Annotated in this window: 13 protein-coding genes and 1 pseudogene; 8 read left to right on the plus strand and 6 right to left on the minus strand. The window is 59.4% G+C overall.

The window, feature by feature from the left end:
• Nucleotides 1–17 precede the first annotated feature (17 nt).
• Together repB and repC are read left to right on the plus strand one after the other, a co-directional pair.
• Entirely contained in the window at nucleotides 18–965 is a 948-nt protein-coding gene (repB, locus tag HJ536_RS18665) for a plasmid partitioning protein RepB (protein ID WP_228028813.1), read from the plus strand.
• Nucleotides 966–1,206: 241 nt separating this feature from the next.
• Entirely contained in the window at nucleotides 1,207–2,499 is a 1,293-nt protein-coding gene (gene repC / locus HJ536_RS18670; protein ID WP_177158922.1) for a plasmid replication protein RepC, read from the plus strand.
• A gap of 11 nt (nucleotides 2,500–2,510) precedes the next feature.
• Here repC and HJ536_RS18675 read toward each other — a convergent pair whose 3' ends face one another.
• Entirely contained in the window at nucleotides 2,511–3,626 is a 1,116-nt protein-coding gene (locus HJ536_RS18675; protein WP_177158923.1) for a tyrosine-type recombinase/integrase, read from the minus strand.
• Between the two features lie 151 nt (nucleotides 3,627–3,777).
• Here HJ536_RS18675 and HJ536_RS18680 point away from each other — a divergent pair, with 151 nt between their 5' ends.
• The 5 genes from HJ536_RS18680 to scpB all read left to right on the plus strand — a co-directional run bounded on the left by HJ536_RS18680 (nucleotide 3,778) and on the right by scpB (nucleotide 9,034).
• Nucleotides 3,778–5,424: a Mu transposase C-terminal domain-containing protein gene (locus HJ536_RS18680; protein WP_177158924.1), complete on the plus strand. Its 1,647-nt coding sequence runs from the start codon at nucleotides 3,778–3,780 to the stop codon at nucleotides 5,422–5,424.
• Nucleotides 5,415–6,353: a TniB family NTP-binding protein gene (locus HJ536_RS18685; RefSeq protein ID WP_177158925.1), complete on the plus strand. Its 939-nt coding sequence runs from the start codon at nucleotides 5,415–5,417 to the stop codon at nucleotides 6,351–6,353. Before HJ536_RS18680 ends, HJ536_RS18685 begins: the two co-directional genes overlap by 10 nt.
• A gap of 62 nt (nucleotides 6,354–6,415) precedes the next feature.
• Nucleotides 6,416–7,408: a TniQ family protein gene (locus HJ536_RS18690; RefSeq protein ID WP_265575610.1), complete on the plus strand. Its 993-nt coding sequence runs from the start codon at nucleotides 6,416–6,418 to the stop codon at nucleotides 7,406–7,408.
• Nucleotides 7,409–7,553: 145 nt separating this feature from the next.
• On the plus strand, nucleotides 7,554–8,438 hold the full coding sequence (locus HJ536_RS18695) for a DUF1403 family protein (protein ID WP_177158953.1): 885 nt from the start codon (nucleotides 7,554–7,556) through the stop codon (nucleotides 8,436–8,438).
• Between the two features lie 80 nt (nucleotides 8,439–8,518).
• A complete protein-coding gene (gene scpB, locus HJ536_RS18700; RefSeq protein ID WP_228028816.1) occupies nucleotides 8,519–9,034 on the plus strand; it encodes an SMC-Scp complex subunit ScpB in 516 nt (171 codons plus the stop codon).
• A gap of 154 nt (nucleotides 9,035–9,188) precedes the next feature.
• Here the strand turns inward: scpB and HJ536_RS18705 are convergent, their stop codons facing one another.
• Nucleotides 9,189–10,199 (minus strand): nucleotidyl transferase AbiEii/AbiGii toxin family protein, encoded by a 1,011-nt coding sequence (locus tag HJ536_RS18705; RefSeq protein WP_177158927.1) that lies wholly within the window; start codon nucleotides 10,197–10,199, stop codon nucleotides 9,189–9,191.
• A 2-nt stretch (nucleotides 10,200–10,201) separates the two neighbouring features.
• Nucleotides 10,202–10,798, minus strand: coding sequence for a DUF6088 family protein (locus HJ536_RS18710; protein ID WP_177158928.1), 597 nt, complete (start codon nucleotides 10,796–10,798; stop codon nucleotides 10,202–10,204).
• A 227-nt stretch (nucleotides 10,799–11,025) separates the two neighbouring features.
• Between HJ536_RS18710 and HJ536_RS18715 the strand changes: the two are divergent.
• Nucleotides 11,026–12,149 (plus strand): annotated as a pseudogene (locus HJ536_RS18715) (IS3 family transposase); the annotation flags it as partial.
• Nucleotides 12,150–12,194: 45 nt separating this feature from the next.
• Here the strand turns inward: HJ536_RS18715 and HJ536_RS18720 are convergent.
• The 3 genes from HJ536_RS18720 to HJ536_RS18730 are packed head-to-tail and all read right to left on the minus strand — an operon-like array spanning nucleotide 12,195 to nucleotide 16,687.
• The gene (locus HJ536_RS18720) at nucleotides 12,195–13,310 is read right to left on the minus strand and encodes a patatin-like phospholipase family protein (protein WP_177158929.1); all 1,116 of its coding nucleotides are present in this window, start codon (nucleotides 13,308–13,310) and stop codon (nucleotides 12,195–12,197) included.
• Nucleotides 13,303–15,543 carry a ThiF family adenylyltransferase gene (locus HJ536_RS18725; protein WP_177158930.1) on the minus strand — a complete coding sequence of 747 codons (2,241 nt, stop codon included), beginning with the start codon at nucleotides 15,541–15,543 and terminating at the stop codon, nucleotides 13,303–13,305. Before HJ536_RS18725 ends, HJ536_RS18720 begins: the two co-directional genes overlap by 8 nt.
• Before the next feature lie 4 nt (nucleotides 15,544–15,547).
• Nucleotides 15,548–16,687, minus strand: a complete 1,140-nt coding sequence (locus HJ536_RS18730) for a ComEC/Rec2 family competence protein (RefSeq protein WP_177158931.1) — start codon at nucleotides 16,685–16,687, stop codon at nucleotides 15,548–15,550.
• Nucleotides 16,688–17,378 lie beyond the last annotated feature (691 nt).

Raw genomic sequence — 17,378 nt, forward strand, 5'->3', positions numbered from 1 at the left:
GGAAATCACTTCGAGATATGTCGGGGATCGCGAACACTATCGCGCGTTCCAGCAGCACTTCGACTGAGAAGCCTCCCAAGACAAGTGCACCAGCATTAGGAGCTCTTCAGGGGTCACTGGCGTCTATCCGTGAGATTGATCCCGGTCTGATCGATGATTGGGGGCCGAAGGATCGATTGGATGAGTTTACAGCTGTAAACGCCGAGGATGACGATGAGGGTTTTGAGGCGCTAAAGAATAGCATCCGCGAAGGCGGTCAGCAGGTCCCAATCCTCGTTCGGCGCTCCAAGGCTGCCGACGGGCGCTTTGAAGCGATCTATGGCCGCCGCCGTCTGAAAGCGTGCCGAGAGCTAGGCATCAAGGTGCGTGCAAACGTTCAGGATGTCGATGACGCCACGGCGTTGTTGGCTAAAGGGCTGGAAAATGCAGCACGTCGAAACCTCTCGTTCTACGAGAAGGCGCGTTTTGCCGAGGCTATTCAAGCAGCGGGTCACGAAAGCGCGACAGTGCGCCAGGTTCTGAATCTTTCCGCCTCAGGGCATTCACACCTGACGAAGGTGACGCAGAATGTCCCGTCCAGAGTTGGCGACCTGATAGGTGCAGCACCCAAATCCGGCAGGCCGAGGTGGACAGACCTTGCCGAGCTATTCCTCGAACGGAAGCTCTCCGAGAAAGTCGCACTCGACCTGCTGGCCAAGATCAGCGCCTCATTGACGTCTGATGAGCGGTTGGAAGCGCTGATCAAGCAAGCAAGCAAGCGCGGAACGAAAGCGTCCAGCGGTCCTCGTGAGATTACGCCGATGGACGGTGTCGTCATCAAAGCAGGCCGAGGGAGCGTATCTCTTTCGGTGAAGAAGTCCGGCACAAGTGCCGAGTTCGCAAACTGGCTTGAGAGCAATCTCGCGGACATCATCAAGAGATCCTACGCCGAATTTACAGATGTAAACTCGGAGGATGACAAGTGAGGACGAGCAGAAAGGAGGAAAGGTAAACAAAGAAAACCCCCGAAACCGAAGCTTCGAGGGCTGCTGCGCAGAGCGCAGTTCTTAGATTAGACACCTAGAATCTAGCAGCCACCGAATCGCCACACAAGAGAAAACGCTTCTGAGCGAACGGGATTTCTTTGTCTGCTGACAAAACATGGAAAAATTCAGTGATGCTCCGTCTGGAGCGACTGAGGCAGGTATGCCTCAGCACGAGAGAAATATGCCCATCGCATGGCAACCCTCAGGCTGGCGTAGAGCCTCCGCGGGCCTCGCTGCCGCAGAGCAGCTTGCCCATGCCGGTGAACAGATGGCTGTACCCAAAACGCGGGCCTTCGTGGCCGTCAAGCGGGTGGGGGCCTACATCGGCCTCAAGGCCGGAGACATGATGCTCCTCGATACGCTTGGGGCCTTTACGCAGGCCCAGGACTGGGAGGAGGGGCAGCGCCCGATCGTCTGGGCATCGAATGCCTATCTGATGGAGCAGACGGGGTTTTCGCTCTCTGCACTCAAGCGCCACGCACGGCGACTGGCCGAGATCGGCGTGATTTCCTTCCAAGACAGCCCGAACGGCAAGCGATGGGGCCGTAGGGACGCCGAAGGGCGCATTGTCGAGGCCTACGGCTTCGATTTGTCGCCGCTGTCGGCGCGTGTCGAGGAGTTCGAGGAGCTCCATGCCGATTTGCAGGTCGAGCGCGAGCTATGTCAGCGCCTGAAGCGTCAGATCACCGTGGCACGCCGTATGATCCGCGCTCGGATCGAGGCGGCCGTCAGCAGTGCGCTGCGCGGCCCCTGGACGCAATTCACGGGTCTCTTCGAGGAGCTTCTGGAACGGCTTCCGCGCCGTCACGAAGCCTCAGAGCAGCTTGCACGACTCTTGACTTGGTTCAAGGAGCTTCAGGAGCGCGTCGAGGCTGCCTATCTCAAGGCAACAGAGGTTGTTCAATCTGTGGAAAACACGCCGGAAACCAAGGAGCAAGTTACCAAGGAGACTCAAAAAATGAACCCCAGGAAGGTCATTTCTGACCCTCATATACTAATTACAAACCAACTTAATCCTGTAACTCGTAATTCCTCAGAAAATGAGGAAGTCGCGGCCGTGGTACCCAATTCTCAACCCGAGGACCAAGTTGATAGGGAGTTGGAAGAATGGGTTGCCGATGTGCGCAAGAAGCGCGCTGCGCTGGATCTGCCCACCGTGATGCAGGCCTGCCCTGAATTCGCATCCTGGGCGCGCAATATGGGCGGGTTCCTGAAGGATTGGGGCGATCTGCATCGTGTTGCGGGTCAACTCAGGCCGATGATCGGGGTGTCCGACCATGCCTGGAACGTCGCGCAGGACCGTTTGGGCAAACAGGTGGCGACAGCAGCGCTAGCGCTTGTCTTCGAGAAGCATTGCGCGGGCGAGGTTGCGTCGCCGGGCGGCTATCTGCGCGGCATGGTAGAAAAGGCCGGGGCAGGGGAGCTGCATCTCGAGCGCAGCTTCTATGGCAGGCTCAGCGGGCAGGCGGCGTGATGGGGCAGGGGTCAGAGACCGGCAGCTTTGGTCAGGTTCACCCGGAACCGATCGCGCCGGCGCTGGTAGCGGCGGGTCATCTCGGCTGAGGCATGACCAAGTTGTTTCTGAACATAGCGTTCATCGACCTCAGCGGAACTGGCCAGGCCGGCACGCAGCGAGTGGCCAGAGAACAGCGCCAGACGTTCCTTTTCGGGCAGTTCGGAGCGGATGCCGGCGTCTAGGACTGTGCGCTTGATCAGCCGGGCCACATGCTTGTCGTTGAGCCGTGTATCGAGGGCGCGCTTGCCATCGCGCGAGGTCCCTACAAAGACGGGGCCGAAACTGATCTTTGCAAAGTGCAGCCATTGCTCGAGAGCATGCACTGGGCAGGTCTGATCCTTAGAGCCGCGGCCGATCTCGACCTCGCGCCAACCTGTCTTCGCATTGAGGGTCAGGAGGGCGCCTTTCTTCATGATCTCAATCCATCCGCCGGAATCTGGCGTGTCATCTTTATGTACATCGAGGCTCACGATTTCCGAGCGGCGGAGGCCTCCTGCGTAGCCGAGCAACAGGATCGCACGATCTCGTAGCCCGCGCAGGTCATGCGGCAGCGTGGAAACCATCGCGAGGATGTCCTTGGCCAAAATGGCTTCCTTCTGCACTGGCGGACGGCCATGCTTACGCTTGATCCCTGACAGTACTGTTGCGATATGCCGGTTCGTGCGATCAAGTGCGAAACCCCGTTGCGCATAGTTCCAGGCGAGACCGGAGAGGCGGCGATCGATGGTTGTGACGGATAGGGATCGGGACGCCGACTGCGAAGGGGAGGGGCCCGACCCCGACGCCAGGTCCGCGAGATAGAGCCCGATTATTTCTGGCGATGGGGGCAGGGGGGCCGTCCCTTTCAGCCGGCACCAGCGCGCGAAGTGCGCCCAATCCTTGGCATAGGCCTTCAGCGTGTTGTCAGAGGCAGCTGCGAGCGCATAGTCGCGTGCAGTGTCGATCAAGCGATCGAGCGTCCCGGAGCCAGCGACATGAGAGGGAATGGTGATGCCATCGCTTTCCACTTCGGCTCTCTCGTTTTTGTGAGCTTCTTTCAGCTCCTCAGTGGGCGCTGGCGTCGATTTCTCGGTCTCTGAGGGCATTTTTTCCACTGAATCCGGCAATCAAATTGATGTCGTTCTTGTTCCATGAGTGGACACTAACGTATTGATATCATTACGTTCATGTTCTTGTTTCATTCCCGGATTATAGTTTCATTATCGGACATAAGACACTTATTTTCCGGGTTTGGCCATGGTGGATCGAGCAGACATCAACGCCGTCGACGATGCTGCGTGGGAACAGGCGGTTGCGCGGGAAGCTGTGATCCGTCGCCTTGCAAGCAAGGCGCCACCGAACCGTGCCGAATTCCTAAAGGCCTGCCGCGATCTTGGTCTCAAGCGCTCTCGCCTGTACGAATTGATCTCAGCGTACAAGGCGCGCCCGGTCGCCAGTTCGTTGCTGGCGGCTCAGGTTGGGACACCGACGGGCAGCCGCCGGCTGCCTGACGAGATCGAAGCGGTGATTTCGGGGGCGATCGAGGAGTTCTACAAGTCCCTCCAGAAGCCGAGCATCAACGCCCTGCAAAAGGAGGTGCGCAGGCGGTGCAGTCAGAGGGGTTTGCGTCCCCCGTGCTGGACCACGCTGCGGGACCGTGTGGCGGCGATAGATCCGGCGGAACTCATGGCGGCGCGTGAGGGCGCTAAGGCCTCTCGCCAGCGCCATCACCCGGTGTCAGGCAGCTATCATGTCGAACGGGCCTATGAGGTGGTTCAGATCGACCACACGTTGATGGATGTCATCGTCGTGGACCGGGTTCATCGGAAGCCTTTGCAACGGCCCTGGCTGACCCTTGCTATCGACGTCGCCAGCCGCATGGTGGCAGGGTTCTATCTGACGCTGGAGCCGCCATCAGCCTTGTCGGTTGCACTGGCCATTCAGCACTTAGTGCAGCCCAAATTCGACTGGCTGGAGAGCTTGGGGATCGACGCAGACTGGCCCGCCGAGGGATTGCCGGAGACCATTCACGTCGACAATGCCAAGGAGTTCCGCTCAAAAGCGATGAAGCGGGGCGCCGAGGAGCACGGGATTTCGTTGCAGTATCGGCCGATAGGGGCGCCACATTACGGCGGTCACATCGAGCGGCTGATCGGCACGATGATGGGGGCGGTCCACCTGCTGCCGGGATCGACCTTCAGCAGCATCAAGGACCGCGGCGACTATGATTCCGTGGGCAAGTCGGCGATGACGCTCGACGAGCTGGAGCACTGGTTGGCGCTGGAAATCACCCGTTATCATGCCGAACGGCACCGCTCGCTCGGCATTCCGCCAGTCGCGGCCTGGAACGAGGCCTATAGGTGGCGTGAGGCACCATTGCGCCGGCCTTACGATCCCGAGGGGTTCCGGATCGACTTCCTGCCGAGCACGGAACGCATGGTACGCCGCGATGGCATCCATCTCTTCGGCCTGCGGTATTGGGACGATGTCCTGAGCCTCTGGGCTGGTAGGCAGGACCGGCAATTGCGCGTTTCCTACGATCCTCGCGACCTCTCCATGGTCTTTGTCCGGAGCCCTCAGGGTCAGCGCTATGCTGTGCGGTTTGCGGACCTTCGCCATCCGTCGATCACCCTTGCGGAGCATCGTCGTGCGCAGGCGATCTTGCGCGAGCGTGGGCGCGCGCTCGAGGACGAAGACCTCATATTCGCGGTGATCGAGGAGCAGCGCGCCCTGGTTGATGCTGCCAGCATCAGGACACGGGAAGCCAGGCGGTTTTCCGAGCGACGGAACCGAGCGCTTGATGGGGTAGGAGCCTACGAGACTGAGGATGCCGACCCCGAGCCTAAGGAAAGCGAGAATGTGCTCCGGGACCACCCGGGGTTCGAAGTTGAGGAATGGTCGTGACTGAGGACAGCGCATTTGCACATGTCGATCAGGCCTACCGCCGGTTCGCGGCGCTGCCTGATGATGAGCGCATCGCCTGGATCCGCGCTGACCGCTGGATCGGTTTCGATCAGTCAGGGGCCGCTCTGGCACGTCTGGAGAACCTGCTGACCTATCCACCGCGTGACCGGATGCCATGCCTGCTGATCTACGGTGACACCGGCATGGGTAAAACCAAGATCGTCCGCAAGTTTGAACGTGACCACCCGCCGAAGTTCAGCCAGATCACCGGCGTTGACCACCGCCCGGTAGTTGTCGCGCGGGTGCCATCCGAACCCATCGAGCGCGATCTTTACCGCGAACTTCTGGCCAGCATGGGCGCACCGGCGATGACAGGCGGCACGCTCGCCCGTGAGAAGGATATCTGCCGGTCGCTGCTGCGAACCGTGGGGGCGAAGATGATCATTCTTGACGAGGTGAACGGCATGCTGGCCGGCACCTTCCGGCAACAGCGGATTTTTCTCAATGCGATCCGGTTTCTGGCCAATGACCTTCGAATTCCACTGGTGTGTGCCGGCACGGATCTGGCACGGCAGGCACTGCTGACCGATGCACAACTGGCCGAGCGCTTCGAGGCGTTCCATCTCAAGCCCTGGCAGAACGATGTCGCCTTCGCGGGACTCCTGAAAAGCTTCGAACGCATCCTGCCCTTGCGCGAGCCCTCCGATCTGATCAGCGGAGAGGCCCGAGGGCGGATTCACAAGCTGACCTCCGGCGTGACGGCGCGCATCTTCCGCCTGATCGAGACGGCGGCGGAAGATGCGGTCCGGTCGGGCAAGGAGCGCCTCGACGCGGAAAGTTTCGGCGACAATCTGGTGCTGCCGCTGGTTTCGATGACCCAGACTGCTCGGCGGCGGGGCAAGCCCGTGCAACAACGGGTCGGGGCATGATGGTTTCGGCCCGACTGCCCGTCGCGCCGCGTCCGTTCCGGGACGAACTGCTCTCGTCCTGGATGGCGCGGGTTGCCGCGCGCTACGGGGCGGAGCCCCTTGAGCTGATGGTGTACCTGGCGGGGCAGGGGGGGAGGGACGCAGGCGCGCGGCAGGTTGACGATGTGGCGCCGGATATGGGGCTGCTCATGCTTTGGGCGAAGGCCTGCAGGATCGATCCGGAACGGCTTCGTCGCAGGTCGCTGGCGTCCCGATATCCTGCTCAGCCGCGGGATTGGTGTCTGACCGAGACAGTGCTGGTCTGCCTTGCCTGCTTCGATGCGGATGTTGCTGCCGGTCGCGATGCCTATCTGCGAGGGCATTGGCGATTGACGGAGCAGGTGGTTTGCCCGGTACACCGGACCATGCTCCTGGATCGCTGCCCCACTTGTCGCGGTCACCTGAGGCTTTCCCTTCGCATGTTGAATGGCCTGCTGCGTCCCTTCTGCCGCAAGTGCGACGCCGTTCTGACTGGTGGGGGAGGGGAGGCAGAGGACCCTTTTAAGTTGGATTTCGCCGCAGGTGTCCTCGATCTCCAACGCCAGATCAGCGAAATCGTCAGAGGGGACACTGGCCATCTCGATCGACTCGAGTATGCAATTCGCACTCTGTGGGCGCCGCTCGACCGCGACGGGGCGGCCCGGCCCGTCCTCGCGCTCTGGTACGACGAACCGGGTTGGAATTGTCCCTACGAGGCTCGTGCGGCCGTCGGTCGGTCCGCACCTCTTCAGCACCTATCAGTGCGCTGGCGGGCTCTGACGCTGGTGATACTGCATGATCTCTTTGGAGCAGATCTGGTGCCCGGTGCGGTCCTGCCGGAGGCCGCCCTTGTCCTATTCCGGCGCGCCGCCCCATTGCCGTGGCTCACCGATGGGCGGGATCTACGGAACGGCAAAGGAAAGCGCGCGATTGACGCTGGATCAGCGCGAGTCCACAGATTGAGCAAGAGGCCAGTCCACCGGTTAAATGGAAATTTCCTCGACGAGAGAGGCGATTTCGGCCGAATCCACCCATGAAACTAAAACGACAGACCATGTTTCTCTGTCACGTCTTTTCGTGTCCGATAATGTAAACTTATTGGACATAAATGAGTTTGACAAGCTGGGGCGCTTATTGTGCATATTTCTGGATTTAAGCGCCGCCATGGGTTACGATATACCTATGCCTTACCACCGCTCTGATCTTCTCAGTGACCCAGATTTACTCCCCAGACTACCGATCTGGGCAACCGTTGAACGTGCGGAAAACATTGAAGATGCGGCATTTCTTTCCGGCGCAGCATTGAGTCACTTACAGGGTGTGCTGGAACGCAAGGACGTTCCACAGGCTCTCTTGCGGGATCGATTGGCGCTGCGCGCGGCGGAGGCCTGCATGGTCTTTTCTGGACGTCCGGAGCGGGCAGGGGATTTGCGCGATGCGGTGCATCTCATGCGTCCCGGCGATCTGCCAGGACCCGCAGGCGAAACCTACCTTGCCTGGCGCCGCGCGGTGGAGCGGCCGGTATCGGTCAAAGCCTTAGGGCGGGCATTGCCAGCAATAGATGCAGACCAGATTGCCCCGTGGCTCGATGCAGGGCAGGGTGCAGCGATGACACGGGCTGCGATGGTGCTGGAGGCCGTGCTAGCGGACGCGCCGCGGGCCGAGGGGCCAGCGCTGATCCTTGCCGATGGGGCCCTGTCGCAGGCCCTTGGCTGGGAGTGCCTCTTGCCCTTGCTCGCTGCCGGCCTGAAACGCGCCGATCTGAAGAAGCAAGGTGAGGACCTGCGCCTAGCCTGTCATCGCGCGGTCGTAGCGTCGACCATTGAGGCCGTCCGGCTGGCTAAGGAGGTCACGCGACGGGCCGCGCACCTAAAATCCGTTGCCCCGAAACTCCGAGCCAAAGCAGCCGCCGAGGCGGTCGAGATGTTTCTGACCCGCGATGCGGTCGCCCCCGCGGTCTTGCCGATGCCGGATCGCGCGGCGCGGCGGCTCTGTGACCGGTTGGTCGATCTTGGAGCTATTCGCGAACTGACCGGCCGTGAAACCTTCCGGCTCTATGGGGTGTAGGCGTGGCGAAAAACAAACCTGAGGAGTCGTTGGATCGCGAGCTTTCGGAATTGCCACCTGACCTGCGCTGGCGGGAATGGATGCGCCGGATCGAAGCCGTTCTCTTCGCTACTGCCTCGCCTGTGCCGCGTGAGGATCTGTCCCGCGTCGTGGGGCAGGGGGCCTCTGTTGATTTGTTGATCGACGACCTGACTGCGGATCTGGAGGGGCGGGCTTTTGAAGTTGCGCAGGTCGCCGGTGGCTGGATGTTTCGGACGCGGCCGGTTTATGCGCCTGCCATTCGCGCTGCGGCGGATGTTGGCGAGCAGGCTTTGGATCTCAGCGAGTTCGACGTGGCGGTTCTCGGTGCGATCGCCTACCACCAGCCAATCACGCGCGACGCACTGAAGGATATCTTCGGCAAGGAAATCAGCCGCGACCTGATCGGGCGGTTACACGAACATGGTCTGATCGGGACGGGGCCACGGTCCCCGCGTCGCGGTGCGCCATACACTTATGTGACGACAGAGAAGTTCCTCGCAGTGTTCGATTTAGAGACATTGCATGATTTGCCCGATCGGGAGCAGCTTGAGGATGCGGGATTGGCGGAAGGTTGATGCGCGTGGGTCGTGCCATAGGCCCTATCACTCATTTCCTCGCTATGGATGAGTTATAGAAAGGCATCCTATAACTCATGAGAAGCTAGTGGCAGAGGATGGGGAGGACCGATGCGCCAAGCCGAGTTTTGTGCCAGCCGACAGGTTGTGGTGATCAGCATTCGTTGATTTCGGCTTCTAGCTCTGCGATTGCGCTCATCAAATCATCGAAAGTCGGCACTTCGCCGATGATCATTTCCCGCATTCCTGCGTAATCTCGGCGGAGGGCTGACTTGAGCTTCTCGTTTGGAAATAGGCGCAGTGATCCCTGCTTTGCGTCCTCATATCTTGCCCAAGCCGCCTTGAAGAACACCGACTTGTGGTGGCCGACCTCGTTTAGGAGGTCGATGTTGGCTAGCGCGCGCGTCTTTGCATCATGCCTGATCAGCTGAGCCATGTCGTAGTAGTGACGGGACATTCGGTCTGCGAGCGGCTTCTTCGCATCCTGATGGAACAGCATGTGGAGGATCGTCGCTTTCTCCCAGAAGGTTCGTTCGATCCCGAGAGTTTGGACTTCGACGGCGTTCACCCCAGGGAGGCTCGGAAAGGCTTGTTGGATGTATGTCTCAATTGAACGTTGTTCAGCTGGGAGCTGTGCCCCACGCGCGCCAAACTCGAACCGAATGAACGGCTGGATGTAGCCAGTGTCTTTGCCACCTAAAGACGGGTAGGCGAATAACACGGTCTGAGGGTCGCTTTCGTCGATCTGAAGTGAGAAAGACTGGTCCAGGTGCGCAGAGAAGGTGGTGTTGATTTCGTCGAGCAGGGGGCCGGCGACGGTGGCTTCGGCGGTATCTTGAAGATCTTGCAGCAGACATTTGCGTTTGCCGCTTGAGAGGTCAGGGTTTTCTGGATCGCGATCTCCCTCAAACCCGAGTTGGGTGCGGTCGAGCGACAGATCGACGTCCTCGGAAAACCGGTGGATCACATTATAGGCTTTCGAAAGCGACGTGCCTCCTTTGAAGATCAGGTGGTCGCCAAATGAAGGCAAGGCGAAAAGATGCTGGAGCGACCAGCATACCCAAAAATCCTTCTCGACAATCGTCTTACCAAAGCCAAGTTCTGCTGCGGCTTGTACAAAGGTTTCGTCTCGATGCTCAGGTATATCGTTCGCGAACTGATCCATGCTCAGGTGTGCGCCACAATCTGCTGGACGACCGGATGCATCCAGGCCGGGACGTGTTTACTTTGCTTTGCGAGTTGTGCTCGATCCTTGGCGTCCAGCGTCCGCGCGATTTTCCCGATCACTTGATCGTCCATGCGATCCTTGCCGAGATAGCGCAGCGCTTGAAAGACAGTGCCTGTCTTCGACCCAGCTCCAACCAATGTCTTCGGAGAAGCTTTACGGAACTGGATCACCTGTCGCCCGACTTTCTTCGTTCGAGTCGGTCCGTCGGTCATGTAGGTCGGGGTAGAGGGTACTTGAGTGGACAGACCCAGCTGGTTTGCTGCCATGGCGGGGGAGGGTTGCAGAACCTGATTGTCCTTCCGCGCGACAGCGCGCGCAATGTCATCGGTAGATGGCGCCAGAAGCCCAAACCGCGGGCTTTGCCTCGGGTAGTCATAGAGCCCCCGTGTCAGCCGCCGGATCACACCTTGATCGGTCAGGCGCGACAAAGCCTGATCTACGCTTGCTCGCGATCCGATATCGAGGAAGTCTGACGGCGCGAAGATCGCGCCCCGTCCTTTTCCGAGAATACGTTGCTTGACTTTTGACGTGATCATGGCTCAACTCCATGTCAGAAAATAGGATATGTTTTTCTGAACGTCAAGTGCTGCGGCTCTGGTAAAAATCCGGCACAATGGGCGGAGAGCGGTCGTTCGCTGCGCGGTTCACGAACGTCCGGGACGCGGACGAACCTGAAGTTCGGCGTCGAGCTGAAGTAGACTGGACTTGCATCACTTCCGTTCCGGTTTTCTGCGAGCAATGCTCGCCATAAAGGAGACCGGATATGGCACCCAAACATGGTGAAGACTTTAAGCGCGAGGCGGTTCGGATCGCGATGCACAGCGGCCTGACACGTCGACAGGTAGCCTCAGATCTTGGGGTCGGGTTTTCGACCTTGGGCAAGTGGATGCGTGATTATTCGACGGACCCGGCGGCCGCCGAGGACGCGGAGCTGCGCCGCGAGAATGAGCGCTTGCGCAAAGAGAACCGTATTTTACGGGAGGAGAGGGAGGTATTAAAAAAGGCCGAGATCTTCTTCGCAAGCCAAAAGCAATGAGATTTCAATTCATTGCGGAGTATCGCGGAGATCTTTCACGCGCCCGTCTGTGCCGCATGATGCAGGTTTCGGACCGTGGGTTACGTGCGTGGCGAAGCAGACCGTCGTCACGGCATCAGCGTCGCGACATGATCCTCTTGGCGCATATCCGCGAACAGCACCGGCTTAGCTTGGGCAGCTATGGCCGTCCGCGCATGACGCAGGAATTGAAAGAGCTAAGTATTCAGGTCGGCCAGCGCCGCGTCGCCCGGATCATGCGCGATAACGGTATCCAGGTTTTACGCAGCCGCAATTTTGAACGCACCACCGACAGCGATCACAGCTTCAACATTGCCCCGAACCGCCTGAACCAGGATTTCACTGCGACGGCGCCAAATCAGAAGTGGGCTGGGGACATAACTTACATCTGGACGCGTGAAGGTTGGTCCTATCTCTCTGTCATCATTGATCTATATTCGCGGCGTGTGATTGGTTGGGCGATCAGCAACCGCATGAAGCAGGATCTGGCCCTGCGTGCTTTGGACATGGCCATCGCCCTGCGGCGCCCCCAACCTGACTGCATTCACCATACCGATCGCGGAGCCCAATACTGCGCTCACGAGTACCAGAAGCGCCTGCGTCGTCACAAGCTGATGCCTTCCATGAGTGGCAAGGGAAATTGCTTTGATAACTCGGCTGTTGAGAGCTTCTTCAAATCCCTCAAGGCCGAGTTGATCTGGCGAAACACATGGCAGACGCGCCGAGATGTCGAAGTCGCGGTGTTCGAATACATCAACGGCTTCTACAACCCGCGCAGGCGCCATTCAGCACTGGATGGAAAATCACCCGTAGCATTCGAAAAATCGGCGCATAACATGAGCAACACACCGGAACAGAAACGGTGCAAGTCCACAAGGTCACTTCATGTAAGTGACCAAGGTGGCTTCACAAACCTCAGCGCCATGGCGTGAAAGAAGGTCGAAGTCGTCTTCCGATATTCGGGTCAAGTTGGTCGGGTAGTTCAACGAGACGGCGCCCTGCTCGTCGGTGAGCCGTTCCGCGAGTGCCGTGGAATCCATCTCGAACTGCCGCATGGACACGCCCATTCGTAGTAGAACGCCCTTCACTTCTCCACGCAAAATCGATCCCATCAGCATGCGGGAACGCAGTGCCCGTATCTGATCGCTTGCAATGTCGAAGAGCCGCGGCGAGTTGAGCCTGCCCTGAAGCATCCCGGTGATCGAAAAAGGCCGCGGCGCAGTCAAAGGGCCCGAGGCATCGCTGCAGATGAGGAAGTCACATCCCTGAAGGCCGTCAGCGGGCTTGTAGATAGCCTCCAGACCCATGTTCTCGTATGCACCACCATCCCAGAGCCGAACGCGCTGCATCGGGCGTGAAATCTTCTCCTTTGGTGTTTTGGTCGCTCGATCCGTCTTCCACCAGCCATGTTCCGGTAACTCGAGCCGCAGGATGCCAATCGCGTATGGCACCGCTGCCGACGCCGCAATGGCCGTTGCGATCGGGACGTCCGGGCTGAAGTGACGCCCGAACTGCCAGTCCCCCATCAACCTCTTCGAGAACCGCCAGTTCTTGCCGGTCTCGAAGCAGGTCGTGTTGATATGCCATTCCGGTGTGTCAGGCAGATCCTTCACGGATCCTCTGACACCCCAGCGAGCGGCGAGAAGCTTCGGAAGGATTTCGGCTCTTCGAAAAAGGATTCGAATGTTCTCGCGAAGGATCCCGCGCCAACCCAGGGCGGTGAGGCTGAACAGGTCGCCGGCCGTAAGCCTCTTGCGAAGTTCGGGATAGATCTCGTCCAGGAACTGTCTGGAGGTCGGCCATTTGAGATCAGCGTGGGAGAAGATCGCGCCCACGATCAAGCTCCCTCCGGACACGGTCGAAATCTGCGTGACTTCCTCGAGGCGGCCCAACATTGCAAGATGCCGGAGTACGCCCAGGTGAAACACCGCGGCACGGACACCGCCGCCCGAAAGAGCGAGGCCCAGCCGCAGCCTGTCTTTGACGCTATCCATTTGCCGACCTCCTCGTTCCGGCCAAGAGCACCGACATGTCGTCTTCCGCAACGATCAATGACACGGCAGGTAGGCCGTCGAGTTCCATGGCGTCCCTTAGTTGCCTGATCTGTTCGAGATCGGTGCCGCTTGGACGTGAGGAACGGCCGGCCGGATGCGAATGCCATTCGCCGATGTACCGAATCTGGTTACCTGTCCGGGCGGCAGCAGCCTCGATGTCCTTGCGCAGCCGGGAGATGCCGCGAGTAAACGACGACGAAGTGCCGACGCTGTCGCTGGGCGGAGGAAGTGCTCCGACGACGTCGACGCGACGGCGTTCGAAATCGAACATTCCCATCAGCGATCCACCGGTTTCCGATGGCAGCGCCGCCGAACGGCGTTGGCGGACTTCAAGCTTCAAAGAGGCTGGCAGGACGACCGACCAACCCTCGGCCTTCGTCGTCGACATGGTGCCGGAAACCGTAGTGCTCCTTACGCCATCCTCATTCACGGTCCAGATCTTGAGCGCCGCATTCGTCGTCCTGACACCGGATGCGATCCCTGCAGCGATCAGGCCCGAAAACATCTGGATCGACGCCATCGGGATCCTGTTAGTAAGCGCTCTGCACGCCCCGGTATACTGCATCCGGTCGACGGCACCGAGGTGGCCCTCGAGAGCGGGGTTCTGCAACACCTCGCGGAGATACAGGGTCTCGAGATCCCGGAGTGTCAAGGAGCGCGCCTCGTCCTCGATCATGAGCACCGCGGACTTACCATCGGGCGTGAAGAACGCGCAGAGACGCCGGGCAGCGCTCGGCAGGTCGGACGCCCACCGGGAAACGGGAACAGTGGCAGAGGCGTCGAGGATGAATTCGGCGTCGCCGATCTGCTGATCCAATACCGCCTTGTCGATTGGGGTCAGGACGTTGTCGACGACAGGACGCGCATCAACGTCGTCCCTGATCCCCATGAGCCTGTTAGCGAGCCCGATGGCCTTGCTTCTACCGACGAACTGGTTGTTGAGCGTGTGCCTCGCCACGTTGTGGGGAAGTAGAGTGTCGTCGTCTACGATCGTCCATTTGAAGAGCCCCTGTCGGGCGAGTATTTCCGAGATCGCCGAACCGGCGGATCCGGCGCCGATCATGAGCACTCGACGGTCGTCGGCATGGGGCTCGCCAGAGAGAAGGGCCGCACCGGCTGCATCGAACTCCTTGTGAACGAAGGACATAGATACCGGAAAGTCGCGCACCGCATCCATCGATACGCGCGCGCCGAAATTAGGGAGGAAGTTGATCCCCTTCGCCTCGCCGGAGACGTTGCGCAAGAGGAAGCCCATCTTCTCGCCGATCTCTCCGGGGCTGTATGCCGTCACGAACGCTACCGTCTCGGTCGTTCCGACATCACTGGTGGTCGGATCGATCTGGGGCATCGTCACCAGAAAACAGGTGATACGCTTGCCGTCTCCTATTTCCTTCTTGCCATTCACCCAGTCCTTGATGGACTGCTGGAGCAGAATCGGAAAATCGACCCCAGCATCGACCAGAAAGTCCGACAACTGTCCGAGATCTCGGGGCGCCCTCTTTATCCGCTTCATCTGCTGTGGCTCGATCGCGCAATGGAAGGCCATCAAGCGGATATCGTCGCCTCTGGCACCCGACGGCCTTGATCCCCCAATGAAGATGCACTGGGCTTCTTGGTCGACGGCCCAGATGAACAGGCTCGAGCCTAGCCTAGCCGCCTCCCAGAAATCGTTCTTCAAGATAATCTGGCTGAAACTGTCCGGAAGGAAAAGAGGGTCGAGGGGCTGACCAGCGCCGTGAAGCTCGCCTTGGCATGCCTTCTCGAACCAGCCGCTCAGACGACCCATGAGTTCGGCGGCGGTGTAGAAGCTCCGAGTGTCCTGCCATGGCCGGTCGTCGATGCAGATGCAGGCGGGGAATCCTTCCGGCATCAGGTTCTGATGCGGAGTGTCGGGAAAATCCGGGCGGGCTACGAGGACCGCAAACGCCATTGAGCCGGTCCGCGCGAAACACAGGGTCAATGATTCCACAGGCAGTATGTCATAGACGGGACGCTGCGGCCGCTCGACCACCAGGTCGAATGAAAGAAGATCGAACTCTTCGAACCGTCGGCACTCTCCGAGGGTAGTGTAGCTGTCGCCCGGCCCCACGACATAGTCATGAAGCGCCTTCGCAAGAGGATTGGCGAATTCTTGGACGTCGACGACGTTCGATCCTTCAGGCTGCCAGTACATTCCGTCAGCCGTTCCTGCCGGCCCGCGTAGGTGTCGACGCGGCGACGCTTGTAGCGGTCGCCGCCGCCGCGAGCATGACAGCGACACCTTGGGCGGTAATCTTCAGATGGATAGGCTTCGGCCGGGCTTCAGTGGGGGTCTCCATCGTGACCAAAAACTTGCCGTTGGAATCCTTGATGATCTTTTGGTAGTAGGCCGCGGCCTGACGATGCGGAGGCTGCACGTCCTTATCGGCGTCCGTACCCTTCACCGGGATCGGCTTGCTGGGGGACACGATGATTTCGTTCTCGCGAGCGAGCTCTTCGAATAGCCACCTCACGTCGTCGACAGGCTCCGTCATGTCCTCGCCCTTCTCAGGCGACAGCGACAGGTAGGAGCAGTGGTGGAACAGCTTCAGGACGTCCCAGTGCAGGCGGTCCTCGTTTTCGTGTTCGCGGCTCGTCCGGACGATCTGAGAGAGGCTTTCGTGATCGATGTCCGCACCGAGCAAGACATAGGACTCTTTCATGCCTTCGCGCAGCGTCATCTGCACGACGATCGATCCCTGATTTCGGTCGACCAGGCCAGCATCGGTGCGCCAGGCGAAAGGACTGTGTACGAAGAACTCGACAGACTCCGAACCCGACTTGTTAAAACCAGGAACCAGCTCGCCCGCATTGACGATGCAGTGCATCCGGGACTCAAGCGTAAGACCGTTGTCCGCAAGGTAGGATTTGAGGGCATCCGGACGAGAGAAAACCTTGATGCCCTTCCCTTCCTTCAGACGGTGCCGGGCTTCCTGCCGGATCACGCGGGCATCGTCGTCGAGAGCGACCTCCGTCAGGACGCCGGCGGGCACCCAGAGTTCGTCGATCTTCATGCGGTCGCCGCCTTGATAAGCGGCCGCATGTTCGAACCAGAAGAACTCGCTGGAACGGAAGATGTGGTCCTTGTCGAGATGAGTGAAGGCAACCACCCGGAAAGATTCCTGACCGGCCTCGTCCATGGCATCCCGGATTGCTGTCGGGAGGTCGATCCGCTTATCGAAGGGGTCTTTCTCGTTGCGCATGTGCGCGTAGTCCATCAGGATGACCTGATTGTTCGCAAGCTGAATAAAGGTCGTGTCAGCATTCCCGGTCGGGAAGAACTTCATGTGTGCCGTCATCTGTAGGGGTCCTCGTCGCCGCACCGCATTGGTTAGAATTTTGCATTTCAACCAGAAGATGGGGGAGACATGAGCCGACTGCAAGAGAGTACGTTCACTTTTGTTCCGTTTTCTACTTGAGAACTCACCACCCAGAGACATGGCATGCTTGGCATGACAAGTCGCTGGCAAGTTTGGCTTTTTAGAACTTCGTGAAGGTATCGACGCCGGAATGGTTCCCGCGTATTCACTGTGCTCAAGGCGACGTATTGACCTTCGGTGAATTATCTTCGCACCTGAAGCAGAATTCGCGAAATGCGTGCAATAAGCTAGCGTGCCGACATGATGGCTAGAAATTGAGGTTCTCTGCCTGCAGTTGAACCCAAACCGCCTCCGTATGAATCGTTTCGCTAGATACAAGCCGTCAGCTCGTGTTTTTCTGATATATCTAACGACGGAGCGCCGCAAACGCTGCTCCGGAAGAGCAGCTCGTAGGGAAGCCTCATAAAGAAGCCTCTCGGTCGCCTACTAACCCTGACACAGAAGGCAACCGGTCAGACCTAACGTCCGCTTGCAGGCAATTGCTATGTCGCTTGGAACGACTGAGGTGGGGGCGCAAAGCTGCCAGTTGATTCCGCACCTTCCAACGGCGGTTCCGGGCCGTGATCGAAGGACGAACTGCGGAGCGAAAGCGGGATTTCGCTGTAGCCAA

Origin of the sequence: Donghicola mangrovi (genome assembly GCF_013377535.1) — a bacterium.
Taxonomy (GTDB): Bacteria; Pseudomonadota; Alphaproteobacteria; order Rhodobacterales; family Rhodobacteraceae; genus Donghicola; species Donghicola mangrovi.

Coding starts and splice junctions, on each gene's coding strand:
- repB (WP_228028813.1), top strand. CDS start 18: ATGTCGGGGATCGCGAACACTATCGCGCGTTCCAGCAGCACTTCGACT.
- repC (WP_177158922.1), top strand. CDS start 1,207: ATGCCCATCGCATGGCAACCCTCAGGCTGGCGTAGAGCCTCCGCGGGC.
- HJ536_RS18675 (WP_177158923.1), bottom strand. CDS start 3,626: ATGCCCTCAGAGACCGAGAAATCGACGCCAGCGCCCACTGAGGAGCTG.
- HJ536_RS18680 (WP_177158924.1), top strand. CDS start 3,778: ATGGTGGATCGAGCAGACATCAACGCCGTCGACGATGCTGCGTGGGAA.
- HJ536_RS18685 (WP_177158925.1), top strand. CDS start 5,415: ATGGTCGTGACTGAGGACAGCGCATTTGCACATGTCGATCAGGCCTAC.
- HJ536_RS18690 (WP_265575610.1), top strand. CDS start 6,416: ATGGCGCGGGTTGCCGCGCGCTACGGGGCGGAGCCCCTTGAGCTGATG.
- HJ536_RS18695 (WP_177158953.1), top strand. CDS start 7,554: ATGCCTTACCACCGCTCTGATCTTCTCAGTGACCCAGATTTACTCCCC.
- scpB (WP_228028816.1), top strand. CDS start 8,519: ATGCGCCGGATCGAAGCCGTTCTCTTCGCTACTGCCTCGCCTGTGCCG.
- HJ536_RS18705 (WP_177158927.1), bottom strand. CDS start 10,199: ATGGATCAGTTCGCGAACGATATACCTGAGCATCGAGACGAAACCTTT.
- HJ536_RS18710 (WP_177158928.1), bottom strand. CDS start 10,798: ATGATCACGTCAAAAGTCAAGCAACGTATTCTCGGAAAAGGACGGGGC.
- HJ536_RS18720 (WP_177158929.1), bottom strand. CDS start 13,310: ATGGATAGCGTCAAAGACAGGCTGCGGCTGGGCCTCGCTCTTTCGGGC.
- HJ536_RS18725 (WP_177158930.1), bottom strand. CDS start 15,543: ATGTACTGGCAGCCTGAAGGATCGAACGTCGTCGACGTCCAAGAATTC.
- HJ536_RS18730 (WP_177158931.1), bottom strand. CDS start 16,687: ATGACGGCACACATGAAGTTCTTCCCGACCGGGAATGCTGACACGACC.